We start from the raw sequence: 13,802 nt of genomic DNA, 5'->3' as shown, positions 1-13,802 counted from the left end.
ATATGAGCGTATTACGTTCGTTATTAACTGCTGGGGTGCTGGCGTCAGGCTTGTTATGGAGCCTGAGTGGAATCACTGCCACGCCAACGCCGCAGGAGTCGGATCAACGCTGGACGGTTACCCAACAGCGTAATCCGGATGCCGCTTGTCTGGACTGTCACAAGCCGGATACCGAGGGCATGCATGGTAAGCATGCGGAAGTCATCAACCCGAATAACAAACTGCCGGTCACCTGTACCAACTGTCACGGCCAGCCGTCACCAAACCACCGTGAGGGGGTGAAGGATGTGATGCGCTTCAATGAGCCGATGTACAACGTGGAACAGCAGAACAGCGTCTGTATGTCTTGTCACCTGCCTGAGCAGTTGCAAAAAGCGTTCTGGCCGCACGATGTCCACGTAACCAAAGTGGCGTGCGCCAGCTGTCACTCACTGCATCCGAAGCAAGACACGATGCAGACGCTAAGTGATAAAGGACGGATCAAAATTTGCGTCGATTGCCACAGCGATCAGCGTAACAATCCGAACTTTAACCCGGCGTCGGTTCCGTTGCTTAAGGAGCATCCATGAGTTGCTCTCGTCGCCAGTTTATCACCGGCGTCGGCGCGCTGGTGGCAGTGAGCGGGACGGCGGGACGCGTTGTGGCGCAGACGCTGAACATCAACGGCGTGCGTTACGGTATGGTACATGATGAGTCATTATGCATCGGTTGTACGGCCTGCATGGATGCCTGTCGGGAAGTCAACAACGTGCCGGAAGGCGTATCGCGTCTGACGATTATTCGCAGTGAGCCGCAGGGAACGTTTCCTGATGTGAAGTATCGCTTCTTTCGCCACTCATGCCAGCATTGCGACCACGCTCCCTGCGTTGACGTCTGCCCGACGGGGGCATCGTATCGCGATGCCGCCAACGGTATTGTGGATGTGAACCCGGACCTTTGTGTTGGCTGTCAGTACTGCATCGCCGCGTGTCCTTATCGCGTGCGCTTTATCCATCCGGTGAGCAAAACGGCGGATAAATGCGATTTCTGCCGGAAAACCAACCTGAAAGCGGGCAAACAGCCCGCCTGCGTTGAGTCATGTCCGACGAAAGCGCTGACGTTTGGTAATCTGGACGATCCCAACAGCGATATCTCCCGTTTGTTGCAGCAGAAAACCACCTACCGTTACAAGCTGGCGTTGGGTACAAAACCGAAGGTCTACCGCGTTCCCTTTAAATTTGGGGAGGTGAGCCAATGACATCCGCTTCTGCATTTCATTTTGAATCACTGGTGTGGGACTGGCCCATTGCCATCTATCTGTTCCTGATTGGCATCTCTGCCGGACTGGTCACGCTGGCGATTCTGCTACGTCGTTTCCATCCGGAGGCGGGCGGTTCGGACAGCACGCTGCTGCGCACTACGCTGGTGTTAGGGCCGGGGGCGATAATCTTCGGTCTGTTAATTCTGGTGTTCCACCTGACGCGTCCATGGACCTTCTGGAAACTGATGTTCCATTACAGCTTCACTTCGGTGATGTCGATGGGGGTTATGCTGTTCCAGTTGTACATGGTGGTATTAGTGTTGTGGTTGGCAAAAATCTTTGAAAAAGAGGTGATTGCCCTGCAACAGCGCTGGCTGCCGCGGTTAGGGATCGTGCAGAAAGTGTTGACGTTGATAACGCCATTTCATCGCGCGCTGGAGACGTTAATGCTGGTGCTGGCGGTCCTGCTCGGGGCGTATACCGGGTTCCTGCTGTCGGCACTGAAATCCTACCCGTTCCTGAATAACCCGATCCTGCCGGTGCTGTTCCTGTTCTCCGGGATCTCCTCCGGCGCGGCGGTGGCGCTGATCGCTATGGCGTTACGCCATCGTAGCAATCCCCACAGCACTGAAGCGCACTTTGTGCATCGCATGGAGGTTCCGGTGGTATGGCTGGAGATCTTCCTGCTGGCGGCGTTCTTTGTTGGTCTGGCGCTGGGCGATGACGGTAAAATGCGCGCGCTGGCGGCGGCATTGGGCGGCGGATTCTGGACCTGGTGGTTCTGGCTTGGCGTAGCTGGGCTTGGGCTGATACTGCCGATGCTGCTAAAACCCTGGGCCAACCGCAGTTCGACGTTTCATGGCGTGCTGGCAGTGTGCGGCGCCAGCCTGACCGGCGTACTGCTGCTGCGCTTTTTTATACTCTATGCGGGTCAGCTAACCGTTGCGTAAGGTGATATCTGGACGTTCTCCTTCCTGAAGCCGGTTTTCTGGCGTTGTTATTAAGCCTCGGGGTCAATGTGTTGACCCCGCTTGCCGTGTTGGTGGGTGTCCGCCAGCGCTGGCAAGGGGTGATGCGTCTGGCAAGCGTGGGAGTATGGGCGCAATTTGCGCTGCTGCTGCTGGCTTTTGCCATTCTGGTATTCTGCTTTTTGACCAGCGACTTTTCGGTGGTCTACGTTGCTCAGCACAGCTACAGCCTGCTGCCGTGGGGATTAAAACTGGCGGCGGTGTGGGGCGGTCATGAAGGATCGCTGCTGCTGTGGGTGCTGTTTCTTTCCGGCTGGAGCGCGCTGTTTGCTTTTCGCTATCGGCGTGATTCCGACGCGCTGTTTCCGCTGACGCTCAGCGTCCTCTCAATGATTACGGCCTTGCTGCTGCTGTTTGTGGTGGTATGGTCCGATCCGTTTGTGCGCATCTTCCCGCCGGCCATCGAAGGGCGCGACCTTAATCCGATGCTGCAACATCTCGGGTTAATCCTCCATCCGCCGCTGCTGTACCTGGGTTACGGTGGTTTAATGGTGGCGGCAGGCGTGGCGCTAGCCTCGCTGCTACGTGGTGACTTTAATGCGCAGAGCGCCTGGGTGTGCTGGCGCTGGGCGCTGCCCGGCTGGTGCGCGCTAACGCTGGGGATTATCCTCGGCTCCTGGTGGGCCTACTGCGAGCTGGGCTGGGGCGGCTGGTGGTTCTGGGACCCGGTAGAAAATGCCTCCTTATTACCCTGGCTTTCCGCCAGCGCGCTGCTGCATAGCCTGTACATCACGCGCCAGCGGGGGATCTTCCGCCATTGGTCGCTGTTGCTGGCGATCGTCACGCTGATTTTATCGCTGCTCGGGACGCTGATTGTGCGCTCTGGCATTCTCGTTTCGGTGCATGCTTTCGCGCTGGATAACGTTCGCGCCGCGCCGCTGTTTGCGCTGTTTACCGTATTGAGCCTGGCGTCGCTTGGGCTGTACGCCTGGCGAGGCCAGCAAGTCCGCCAGAGTGGGCGTTTTGGCGGCTGGTCGCGCGAGATGCTGATTCTGGTCGCGTTATTACTTTTTTGCGCGGTGCTGCTGATTGTGCTGATTGGCACCCTCTATCCGATGATTTACGGGTTGTTTGGCTGGGGGCGGCTCTCCGTGGGCGCGCCGTACTTTAACCGCGCCACGCTGCCTTTTGGCCTGCTGATGCTGCTGGTTATCGTGCTGGCAACGATCAGAAGCCGCAAAGTGTCTGTGCGTTGTCAACTTCCGGCGCTGCTGGCGCATGCCGGGGTGCTGGTGTTTGCTGCGGGGATCGTTTTCTCCAGCGGCAGTCGTCAGGAGATAAGCCTGAATCTGAGCCCGGGGCAGCAGGTGGAACTGGCGGGATACACTTTTCGTTTTGAGCGTCTCGACCTGGAAGCAAAAGGTAACTACACCAGTGAAAAAGCGCAGATCACGCTGTGGCAGGATGAGAAACGCATTGGCACCCTGCAGCCAGAAAGACGCTTCTATGCCGCGCGTCGTCAACAGATGATGGAACCGGGGATCAGCTGGAACCTGATGCATGACTGGTACGCGGTAATCGGCGAAAAAACCGGAGTGGACCGTTATGCCATGCGCTTGTACGTGCAGACCGGCGTGCGCTGGATTTGGGGCGGGGGACTGTTAATGGTCTTTGGCGCGCTGCTGAGTGCATGGCGAGGGAGGAAGCACCCTGAGTTATTGCCTGATGGCGCTGCGCTTATCAGGCCTACGAGTGAAAAGCAGGGTAGGCCGGATAAGGCGTTCACGCCGCCATCCGGCAAAACGATGTTACTTGTGGCTTTACTGATTTTTCTGCCTTTTGCCACCCATGCCCAGGTGGTGGACACATGGACGTTTGCCAACCCGCAACAGCAGGAAAAAGCGCTGTCTATTGCCAGCCAACTGCGCTGTCCACAGTGTCAAAACCAAAACTTGCTGGAATCCAATGCGCCGGTAGCGGTCAGTATGCGCCATCAGGTTTATAGCATGGTGGCGGAAGGGAAAAGTGAAGCCGAGATAACGACGTGGATGACCGACCGTTACGGTGATTTCGTGCGCTACAACCCGCCGTTGAATGAGCAAACGCTGCTGCTGTGGGCGCTGCCGTGCCTGCTGTTATTACTGGTGGGCGTGGTGGTCTGGCGGGTGAGAAGTCGTCAGCGCGTAGAGGAGGGGGAGCAATGAACCAGGGCGAACACTCCACTGCGCCGTTACGCCCAATGCCTGTGAAGCGGCTGACTGCTGTAGCGGTGCTGATGGTTGCGGTCTGCATAGGAGGTTACCTGTCGACGCCAAAATGGCAGGCGGTTCGTCAGGAGCAGGTGCGGCTGGCGGACCCTTTACATGCGTTCTCCGATGAGAACCTTCAGGAAAAACAGCTGCTTTTGCTGCAATCGCAAATTCGCGCCAATCCACAGGACGGTGTGAAATGGGCGCAACTTGGGGAGTACTATCTTTGGCAAAACGCGTACCATAATGCACTGCTGGCCTATGAGCAGGCGCTGCGTGTAGGTGGTGAAAATGCTGAGATCTATTCAGCGATGGCAACGGTATTGTACTACCAGGCCGGACAACATATGACGCCGCCCACTCGCGAGATGATTGATAAGGCCCTGGCGTTGGACCCGGCAGAGGTCACCGCCTTGATGCTGTTAGCTTCAGATGCGTTTATGCAGGCAGAATACGCCCAGGCTATATCAGTGTGGCAAAAAGTTATGGATTTAAACTCGCCGAGGGTGAACCGGGCGCAGCTCATTGACTCTATTAATATGGCGAAGTTGTTGCAGAATCGGCAAAAATAAATTTGTTTTTTTTGTGATTTGTATCATTTTGTCTGTTTAAAAAATAGGCAAACGAACAATTGAGCAAAAAAAAATCATGCCATGACTTCTTCATTTTTGAACATATTAAAATTCTTTTATAACAAAAAGTTATTCATTGTTACCGCGATAAAATCGCATTTTTATGCATAAATTCAGCCAAAGGCCCTGTTCTTAGAGGGTTGCGCGGAATGCCATGCAGATGATAATGATAATAAGCGTTAAAAAACTCCATAAACGAACGCAACACAATTCATACCCTTTCAGTATGTACTATTCCCACACACCGCATGTGGAATAGCGCTCCATCGAGGAAGTCCGTTGTTATGAAAAATTTGAAAGTCAGCCTGGCATGGCAGATTCTAATCGCCATGGTGCTGGGCATTCTGCTAGGGAGTTACCTGCATTACCATAGCGACAGCCGTGAATGGCTGGTTGTGAACCTGCTGTCACCGGCGGGCGATATCTTTATCCATCTGATCAAAATGATCGTTGTGCCGATTGTCATCTCTACGCTGGTTGTCGGTATCGCCGGGGTTGGTGATGCCAAACAGCTGGGCCGCATTGGCGCCAAAACAATTCTCTATTTCGAAGTGATCACCACCGTGGCGATTATCCTTGGGATCACGCTGGCCAATGTGTTCCAGCCGGGTTCCGGGATTGATATGTCGCAACTGGCGACCGTGGATATTTCGAAATATCAAAGCACCACCGCAGAAGTACAGAGCCACGCGCATGGCCTGATGGGCACGATTTTGTCACTGGTGCCGACCAACATCGTCGCGTCGATGGCAAAAGGCGATATGCTGCCGATTATCTTCTTCTCAGTGCTATTCGGTTTAGGTCTGTCGTCCCTGCCGGCAACTCACCGCGAGCCGCTGGTTACCGTGTTCCGCTCTATCTCCGAAACCATGTTTAAAGTGACGCACATGGTGATGCGCTACGCGCCAGTCGGCGTTTTTGCGCTGATTGCCGTTACCGTCGCGAACTTCGGTTTTGCCTCCCTGTGGCCGCTGGCGAAGCTGGTGCTGTTGGTGCATTTCGCCATCCTGTTCTTCGCGCTGGTGGTGCTGGGGATTGTCGCGCGTATCTGCGGTTTGAGCATCTGGATCCTGATCCGCATTCTGAAAGATGAGCTGATTCTGGCTTACTCTACCGCCAGCTCCGAGAGCGTACTGCCGCGTATTATCGAGAAGATGGAAGCCTATGGCGCACCGGCTTCAATCACCAGCTTTGTGGTGCCGACCGGCTACTCATTCAACCTTGATGGTTCAACGTTGTACCAGAGTATCGCCGCTATCTTTATCGCGCAGTTGTACGGTATCGACCTGTCGCTGTGGCAGGAAATCGTGCTGGTGCTGACGCTGATGGTGACCTCAAAAGGGATTGCGGGCGTGCCGGGCGTATCATTCGTGGTGCTGCTGGCTACGCTTGGCAGCGTGGGGATCCCGCTGGAAGGACTGGCGTTTATCGCCGGTGTTGACCGTATCCTCGATATGGCGCGTACCGCGCTGAACGTAGTGGGTAACGCGCTGGCGGTGCTGGTTATCGCCAAGTGGGAACACAAATTTGACCGCAAAAAAGCGCTGGCCTACGAGCGCGAGATGCTGGGTAAATTTGATAAGACTGCCTTGTAGGCCGGATAAGGCAACGCCGCCATCCGGCAACCTGCTCCGGGTTGCCTGATGGCGCTACGCTTATCAGGCCTACAGCGACTACGTTCATCCGGCAATGCAAACCATTACCCGTTTGTTAACTTATCAAACTCTTCGCAGCCGGTATCGAACCCTTCTATACAGCTCAGATTCAGCCAGTGCAACGCCTTCTGTTTATTCTTCACGATAAAACCCTGTTCACCGTTTAAGAACATCATTCCGGCCCAGTACTCGGAATAACCGGTGCGGGAAATGGCTGAGCTACGCTTGAAATACCACGTCGCTTTCTCATCATCTGCGGGAATACCCACGCCGTTGGCGTAAATCAGTCCGAGCAGCATTTGCGCGTCGACGGCGGAATCATTTTCCAGGTCTTCGGAGGCGTTTTGCAGCAAGGTAATAGCTTTAGGATAATCTGTGTGTCCTGCCTGGGTGTTGACCAGAATCCGCGCCAGGGTCAGTTCTCCCGCTTTACTGCCCGCTTTGGCTGCCTTTTCCGCCAGCGTTTTGGCCTGGGGGTAATCCAGACTGACCGGATTCGTAATTTTGATTTGCGCCAGTAGCGCGCAGGCGTCGGCATCGCCGTTGTCGGCGGCTTTTTGCGCCCAATACTCGGCTTTGCTCAAATCGCCTGAACTGAACCAGCTATCGGCAAGAAAGTACTGTGCGCGACGGTCCCCTGCCTCAGCGGCCTGTAAGTACTGGCTTCCTGGCTCAGTATCACTGGCATGGGCAAAGAATGTCATAAAGAACATCAATGCAATGAGTTGTTTCATTTTGAGTTTTATTTAGGGTACGGAATGAACAGTATAAAGAGATCGTATGGATAAAAAAACAGCCTCCGGGCGGAGGCTGTTGCAGAACAGGTACGTAAACGGACTAACCCATCGCGCTTTCGCGCAGGCTGGCTTTCAGCTTAGTGTACTCATCAATGACATACTGCTCGGCAGCGCGCTGATCGGCAATGCGTTCAACGTTAACGGCACAGTACTTATACTCCGGCGTTTTGGTAATCGGGCTTAAGTTCTCGGTTACCAGCTCATTACATGCGCCAATCCACCACTGGTAGGTCATGTAAATCGCGCCTTTGTTTGGACGATCGCTGACTGCCGCACGGGTAATGACCCGGCCTTTACGCGAGTTAACCCATACCAGTTCTTCATCCTGGATGCCCAGGCGTTCTGCGTCGGCGGTGTTGATCTGGGCATAGCCCGGTTCATCCGCCAGCGCGGCCAGCGCCGCACAGTTACCGGTCATCGAACGGCAAGAGTAGTGGCCGACTTCACGCACTGTAGACAGCACCATCGGGTACTCCTCAGTGAGTTTGTCGATTGGCGCTACCCAGTCGCAGGTGAAGAACTGCGCCAGTCCGTTCGGGGTGTCGAACTTCTCTTTGAAAAGATAAGACGTACCCTGATCGGCTTCTGAGGTATCGCGACAAGGCCACTGGATATAACCCAGTTCGCCCATTTTCTCGTAAGTTGCACCGTAGAAATCCGGGCACAGATGACGCAACTCATCCCAGATTTCCTGGGTGTTGTTGTAGTGCATCGGGTAGCCCATACGGGTGGCGATTTCACTGATAATCTGCCAGTCCGTTTTCAGATCCCACTTCGGCTCAACGGCTTTAAAGAAGCGCTGGAAGCCACGGTCAGCCGCAGAGAAGACACCTTCATGCTCGCCCCATGACGTAGACGGTAAAATAACGTCTGCGGCAGCGGCAGTTTTGGTCATGAAGATATCCTGCACGATGACCAGTTCCAGATCCTCAAAGCCTTTGCGCACTGCGGAGAGTTCAGCATCGGTCTGTAATGGATCTTCACCCATAATGTACGCCGCGCGTACTTCGCCATGCGCCGCACGGTGCGGCAGTTCGCTGATGCGATAACCGGTATGCGCAGGCAGACTTTCCACGCCCCAGGCTTTAGCGAATTTCTCGCGGTTTTCCGGGAACTTAACGTACTGATAGCCCGGATAGGTATCCGGCAGCGCGCCCATGTCGCATGCGCCCTGAACGTTGTTCTGGCCACGAACCGGGTTAACGCCCACGCTTGGCTTACCGAGGTTACCGGTCAGCATTGCGAGGCTGGTCAGTGAACGCACGGTTTCCACGCCCTGATAGAACTGGGTAACACCCATGCCCCACAGGATGGCCGCGCTTTTTGCCGTGGCATACATACGTGCAGCCTGACGAATATCCTGCGCGCTAACGCCAGTGATATCTTCGACGGACTCCGGCGTGTAGCCTTCGACAATCTTGCTGTACTCTTCGAATCCTTCTGTACGGGAGGCGACGAACGCCTGGTCGTACAGTTTTTCTTCGATGATGACATGACCCATGGCGTTAAGCAGCGCGATGTTCGAGCCGTTTTTCAACGCGATGTGCATGTCGGCAATACGCGCGGTTTCAATTTTGCGCGGATCGCAGACGATGATTTTCGCCCCGTTACGTTTAGCATTAATCACGTGATTCGCCACGATCGGGTGGGAATCCGCCGGGTTATACCCGAAGATGAACACTAAATCTGTGTTATCAATTTCATTGATAGCATTACTCATTGCGCCGTTACCGACCGATTGGTGCAGACCTGCAACCGATGGGCCGTGTCAGACGCGAGCGCAGCAGTCAACGTTATTGGTACCAATAACGGCGCGCGCGAATTTTTGCATTACATAGTTGGTTTCGTTACCCGTACCGCGAGATGAACCGGTCGTCTGAATAGCGTCCGGGCCATACTTCGCTTTGATGGCGCTCAGACGAGTGGCGACGTAATCAAGCGCTTCATCCCAGGAAACAGATTCCAGTTTGCCGCCACGCTGGCGACGGATCATTGGGGTTTTCAGACGAGGGGTCAGGATCTGGGTATCGTTGATAAAATCCCAGCCATAGTAGCCCTTCAGACACAGGGTACCCTGGTTGGTTTTCCCCTGCGCCGCTTCAGCCCGGACGATTTTGCCGTTATCGACCACCAGGTTGATTTTGCAACCTGATGCGCAATATGGGCAAACCGTGACGACTTTTTTCATCGGTCTCGCTCCAGTTAATCAAATCGCGCATACGCGCTTGTCGCTTTAGTTATGCATCTTTTATGCCATGTTTTTATCAGGGGCATTAGTTGATATTACGGGCGAATTTTGCGCAAAACCCTGACGAAAAACAGGCTGTCGTCATATTTGACGTGACGAATCTCCAATACGTGACGGCCCGGCAGTGTGACCGAGGTTATGTTTCCCACACATCCTTGTGCCTTATCGCTGTCACTCTGTGCAGAATCAATCACACTCATTTAAGTTGGCCAGAAATGGGGAAAAACAATGAAGCCAGCCATACTGGTTGTGGATGATGACATCGCTGTCTGCACACTTTTACAGGATGTGCTAAGCGAACACGTCTTTGCGGTGACCGCTTGTCACACCGGGCAGGAGGCGCTGCGCTGCATTGAGACTCAGCCGGAAATCGCTCTGGTATTGCTGGACATGATGTTGCCTGATATTAACGGTCTGATGGTGCTGCAGCAGGTGCAAAAGATGAGACCCGGATTACCGGTGGTGATGCTGACGGGGCTTGGCAGCGAGTCGGATGTGGTTGTCGGGCTGGAGATGGGCGCTGACGACTACATCGGTAAACCGTTCAATGCGAGGGTGCTGGTGGCACGGGTAAAGGCGGTGCTCAGACGCGTCGGCGTGTTAATGGCAGAGAGCGGCGGCCCGCAAACTTCGGGGCTTTCTTTTAACGGCTGGCATCTCGATACTGCCGGTTGCCAGCTACATAATCCCCAGCAATTGAAGGTGGAGTTAACGCAGGGGGAATACAGCCTGCTGGTGGCGCTGGCCCAAAACGCCCGCCGGGTGCTGAGTCGGGAACAACTGCTGGAACTGACGCGCAGCGACAGCGTCGAGGTGTTTGACCGCACCATTGATGTGTTAATCATGCGGCTGCGGCGAAAAATAGAGATCAACCCGCACCAGCCAATGTTGATCAAAACCCTGCGCGGGCTGGGTTATGTGTTTGCCGCCGACGTGCAGCATCACGATAAGGCGGCGTAAACGCCTTATCCGGCCTACAAAAGTGATAACGACCCCGTAGGCCTGATAAGCGCATCAGGCATCAGCCATCCCGGCTTCTAACTCTGCCAGCGTTTTCGCGCCGTCTATCGCGTTGGCGCACAGCAAACTGGCCCGCGCGCAGGCGTGCGCCAGCCTGACGCTGTCCGTCAGCGACCAGCACTCATGGCAGCCATACAAAAATCCGGCGCAAAACGCATCTCCCGCCCCAACGCTGCCAACGATCTCCTCCTGCGCCAGATAGTGTGACGGGATCCAGACGCCCGGCAGGTCCGGCGCTTCACCCCAGGCACCTTCCGGACAGTGAATAACCACCCGCTGGCGTACGCCTGCATTCAACAGCTCGCGCGCAGCGGTGGCGATGTGTGCAATATGCAGTTCGCCGTTGGGCTGGCGGATCTCCAGCCCGCTGAACTCCCCGGCTTCCAGTTCGTTAATCACCAGATAGTCGAGATGGCGTAACGCTGGCATCACCAGCGGCTGGTAACGCGGGTCACCCTTGCGTGAGACCAGATCCAGCGACGTTTCAAAGCCATTGTCACGCATTTGTGCCAGCAGCCGGGCGCTACGCGTCCCGTACTCCTCATCCGGCATGTCCAGACTGTCGAGCAGCAGCAGATACCCCAGATGGAAGATTTTCATCGAGGTATCCAGTTGCTCAAAAGCGGGCAGATCCAGCAGTCGGTTGGCGCCAGGCGAGTGGAAAAAGGTGCGCTGACCGCTGGGATCGGTCATTACCTGCGACATCGACGTGGGGGCGAATGTTGTGCGCTGCACGTGTTGGCGATTAACGTGATACTGCTCCAGCATCGCCATGATGTAGTCGCCGTCGCTGTCCTGACCGATTAACCCCACCGCCTGTAGCGGCAGTCCGGCGTGCATTTTCGCCAGCGTCAGTAGCACGTTGAGCGGCGCACCGCCCGTGGCGCGTTCGCTACGGGTGATTTCCGCCAGCCAGCCGCGTTCCGGCCACTGCACAATTTGATGTACATGATCGACCAGCATGTTGCCTGCAGCGATAACGCCTTTGCGTTCCATCAGACCCGTCCCGCGCTGCCAAAAATGCGCATCTGTTCTGAAACGGTATCGGTAATGGCTTCTTCAATACCGAGTAGCAGTTCGGCGAATTCGTCGTACAGCGGCTGACGATTCGCCATCCGCGTCTCTACTGCCGACAGCGCCGCCTGCGACATGCCGGTATAGAAGTTGATTTTATGAATGCCGAGTTCAATCGCGCGCTTGAAATCGTCGTCGCTGATGCCGGAACCGCCGTGCAGTACCAGCGGGATTGCCGCCTGCTGGCGAATAGCGTCCAGACGCGGGAAGTCGAGCACCGGTTCGCCTTTATATTTTCCGTGCGCATTGCCAATGGCGACCGCCAGTGCGTCAATCCCGGTTCTGTCGACGAAATCACGCGCCATCATCGGGTCGGTAAATAACGACTCGTCGGCATGACCGTACAGCGCGCCGCCTTCATCACCGCCCACCGCGCCCAGTTCGGCTTCCACCGACACGCCGACGGCATGGCACATCTTTACCACTTCGCGGGTCTGGCGGACATTTTCTTCATACTCCAGCGTGGAGCCATCGAACATCACTGAACTGAACCCTAAGCGTAGTGCCCGAACCACCGACTCAAAGTGCAGGCCGTGGTCAAGGTTCAATACCACCGGAATGTCATGCCGCGCGGCTTCGAATTTGACCGCTTCGACCAGAGAATCCAGCGAGATATATTTAAAATGTACTTCGGCGATATTGATGATAAACGGCGAACGTTCCTGCTTTGCCGCGGCAAACAGCGCGCGCAGGAAGTGGGAGTCCAGAACGTTAAACGCCCCTAAGGCATAGCGATGCTCACGGGCATGGGCAAGGCCATCAGCGAGAGATATCAACGGCATAATGCGCTCCTTGGTTAGCGGAACAGGCGATATTCGTTACACAGCACCAGCTGCGCAGGTTCGTCTTCTTCAATGTCGTTATAGCGGGCGATCGGTTGCAGAAAGTGGTTATCGTGGTCGTCGTCATTAACAGACGAAACCTCGCCGACCAGCACGTCGCCAAAACCTTTTTCCGCCCAGAAGCTGTGATACAGGCCCGGCGGCAGGCAGATGCTTTCACCCGGCGTCAGGCGCAACTGACTGCCTGCCGCATGGGTTTGCCGACAGCCGTCAATCACCACGCTTACGTCGGTCTGCTCCGTTTGCTCCCGGATCCCCGCATTCCACAGTTCCACTATTAAATTGCCGCCGCCGCGATTGATAATGTCTTCGCGCTTGCGCCAGTGAAAATGCATCGGCGTGACCTGTGCATCGCGAACATGCATGATTTTCTCGGCGTAGCATTTTTCATAAGGCATACCTTTCGGCGAGCCGTTACGCAGAGTGAACAGCGTTAACCCTTGCGCGGCGAAATTGTTGCCGCCAAACGCGGTGACATCCCAACCGAGCTTTAGGTCGAACACTTCGCCCCAGGCAGAGGCATCAAGCTTGTGCCATTGGGTCGGAGGGAAACTGGCAAAAGGGGGGAGATGCACGTCGTGCTGAGAGAAAAACTGGCGCGTGTGGCCAAGGATCTCGTTTATTGCGGAGCGTTTCATTGATTCTCCTGTGGCTGATAAGATGACCTTTATGCGGCCCTCTCTCAAGGGGAGAGGGAGAAAACCAAAATCTTTCCTGGTGAACACATGGGCATAATTCAGTTACCTCTCCCCTCACAGCAGAATAGGGAATAGTTATATTTTATTGTGTTTTTTATGGAAGGATGTGATTTATTCAATAAAATAATAAATAAAAAGGCTGTTTTTATAAATGTTATTAAAAATCATTGCCTTAATACTTGGTTTTTTAGTCGCGCCTCAGTTTTTGGAACCATTTGGATGTGATTATTGGATTGTTGCCTTACGATGAAAAAACGAATGCTGGGCTATATAAACCGTTTTGTTAGAAAATGATGTCATTGAATCTAAATTCGCGCCAGTTAATCGTTTATTTATATGTCAGGATTATATTACACGTTTAACTAATAATAATTAATTC

Annotated in this window: 12 protein-coding genes; 7 read left to right on the top strand and 5 right to left on the bottom strand. The window is 54.7% G+C overall.

Features of this window, described 5'->3' with window-relative positions:
- Positions 1-2 precede the first annotated feature (2 nt).
- From nrfB to gltP, 6 genes are all read left to right on the top strand, one after another.
- Positions 3-569 (top strand): cytochrome c nitrite reductase pentaheme subunit, encoded by a 567-nt coding sequence (nrfB, locus tag WHR59_RS22040; protein WP_043018095.1) that lies wholly within the window; start codon positions 3-5, stop codon positions 567-569.
- A complete protein-coding gene (gene nrfC / locus WHR59_RS22035) occupies positions 566-1,237 on the top strand; it encodes a cytochrome c nitrite reductase Fe-S protein (RefSeq protein WP_043018096.1) in 672 nt (223 codons plus the stop codon). Before nrfB ends, nrfC begins: the two co-directional genes overlap by 4 nt.
- Positions 1,234-2,190, top strand: coding sequence for a cytochrome c nitrite reductase subunit NrfD (gene nrfD, locus WHR59_RS22030; RefSeq protein ID WP_047406963.1), 957 nt, complete (start codon positions 1,234-1,236; stop codon positions 2,188-2,190). The genes nrfC and nrfD overlap by 4 nt, the downstream gene beginning before the upstream one ends.
- Positions 2,191-2,198: 8 nt before the next feature.
- On the top strand, positions 2,199-4,412 hold the full coding sequence (gene nrfF, locus WHR59_RS22025) for a heme lyase NrfEFG subunit NrfF (protein WP_200008382.1): 2,214 nt from the start codon (positions 2,199-2,201) through the stop codon (positions 4,410-4,412).
- The gene (gene nrfG / locus WHR59_RS22020; protein WP_193145843.1) at positions 4,409-5,029 is read left to right on the top strand and encodes a heme lyase NrfEFG subunit NrfG; all 621 of its coding nucleotides are present in this window, start codon (positions 4,409-4,411) and stop codon (positions 5,027-5,029) included. The genes nrfF and nrfG overlap by 4 nt, the downstream gene beginning before the upstream one ends.
- Positions 5,030-5,373: 344 nt before the next feature.
- The gene (gene gltP, locus WHR59_RS22015) at positions 5,374-6,684 is read left to right on the top strand and encodes a glutamate/aspartate:proton symporter GltP (RefSeq protein WP_080625854.1); all 1,311 of its coding nucleotides are present in this window, start codon (positions 5,374-5,376) and stop codon (positions 6,682-6,684) included.
- A 104-nt stretch (positions 6,685-6,788) separates the two neighbouring features.
- Here the strand turns inward: gltP and yjcO are convergent, their stop codons facing one another.
- Entirely contained in the window at positions 6,789-7,478 is a 690-nt protein-coding gene (gene yjcO / locus WHR59_RS22010) for a Sel1 family TPR-like repeat protein YjcO (RefSeq protein WP_043018100.1), read from the bottom strand.
- Positions 7,479-7,581: 103 nt separating this feature from the next.
- Complete coding sequence (gene fdhF, locus WHR59_RS22005; RefSeq protein ID WP_080625853.1) at positions 7,582-9,729, bottom strand: formate dehydrogenase subunit alpha; 2,148 nt, start codon at positions 9,727-9,729, stop codon at positions 7,582-7,584.
- Positions 9,730-10,017: 288 nt separating this feature from the next.
- Here fdhF and WHR59_RS22000 point away from each other — a divergent pair, with 288 nt between their 5' ends.
- Positions 10,018-10,749 carry a response regulator gene (locus WHR59_RS22000; protein WP_199995164.1) on the top strand — a complete coding sequence of 244 codons (732 nt, stop codon included), beginning with the start codon at positions 10,018-10,020 and terminating at the stop codon, positions 10,747-10,749.
- Positions 10,750-10,803: 54 nt separating this feature from the next.
- Here WHR59_RS22000 and WHR59_RS21995 read toward each other — a convergent pair whose 3' ends face one another.
- From WHR59_RS21995 to WHR59_RS21985, 3 genes are read right to left on the bottom strand one after another with little or no spacing between them, the layout of a single operon-like run.
- Positions 10,804-11,808: a PfkB family carbohydrate kinase gene (locus WHR59_RS21995; protein ID WP_200001597.1), complete on the bottom strand. Its 1,005-nt coding sequence runs from the start codon at positions 11,806-11,808 to the stop codon at positions 10,804-10,806.
- On the bottom strand, positions 11,805-12,665 hold the full coding sequence (locus WHR59_RS21990) for a ketose 1,6-bisphosphate aldolase (RefSeq protein WP_075145344.1): 861 nt from the start codon (positions 12,663-12,665) through the stop codon (positions 11,805-11,807). The genes WHR59_RS21995 and WHR59_RS21990 overlap by 4 nt, the downstream gene beginning before the upstream one ends.
- A gap of 14 nt (positions 12,666-12,679) precedes the next feature.
- A complete protein-coding gene (locus tag WHR59_RS21985; RefSeq protein WP_043018105.1) occupies positions 12,680-13,363 on the bottom strand; it encodes a D-lyxose/D-mannose family sugar isomerase in 684 nt (227 codons plus the stop codon).
- Positions 13,364-13,802: the final 439 nt, after the last annotated feature.

The organism is Citrobacter europaeus (assembly GCF_037482245.1).
In the GTDB taxonomy this organism is placed as follows: Bacteria; Pseudomonadota; Gammaproteobacteria; order Enterobacterales; family Enterobacteriaceae; genus Citrobacter; species Citrobacter europaeus.
Note: the sequence above shows the minus strand (reverse complement) of the source record. Positions and strands in the feature narration are given on the sequence as shown.

Bases quoted from the DNA above. Each gene is read 5' to 3' on its own strand.
- nrfB (WP_043018095.1), top strand. From the start codon at position 3: ATGAGCGTATTACGTTCGTTATTAACTGCTGGGGTGCTGGCGTCAGGC.
- nrfC (WP_043018096.1), top strand. From the start codon at position 566: ATGAGTTGCTCTCGTCGCCAGTTTATCACCGGCGTCGGCGCGCTGGTG.
- nrfD (WP_047406963.1), top strand. From the start codon at position 1,234: ATGACATCCGCTTCTGCATTTCATTTTGAATCACTGGTGTGGGACTGG.
- nrfG (WP_193145843.1), top strand. From the start codon at position 4,409: ATGAACCAGGGCGAACACTCCACTGCGCCGTTACGCCCAATGCCTGTG.
- gltP (WP_080625854.1), top strand. From the start codon at position 5,374: ATGAAAAATTTGAAAGTCAGCCTGGCATGGCAGATTCTAATCGCCATG.
- yjcO (WP_043018100.1), bottom strand. From the start codon at position 7,478: ATGAAACAACTCATTGCATTGATGTTCTTTATGACATTCTTTGCCCAT.
- WHR59_RS22000 (WP_199995164.1), top strand. From the start codon at position 10,018: ATGAAGCCAGCCATACTGGTTGTGGATGATGACATCGCTGTCTGCACA.
- WHR59_RS21990 (WP_075145344.1), bottom strand. From the start codon at position 12,665: ATGCCGTTGATATCTCTCGCTGATGGCCTTGCCCATGCCCGTGAGCAT.
- WHR59_RS21985 (WP_043018105.1), bottom strand. From the start codon at position 13,363: ATGAAACGCTCCGCAATAAACGAGATCCTTGGCCACACGCGCCAGTTT.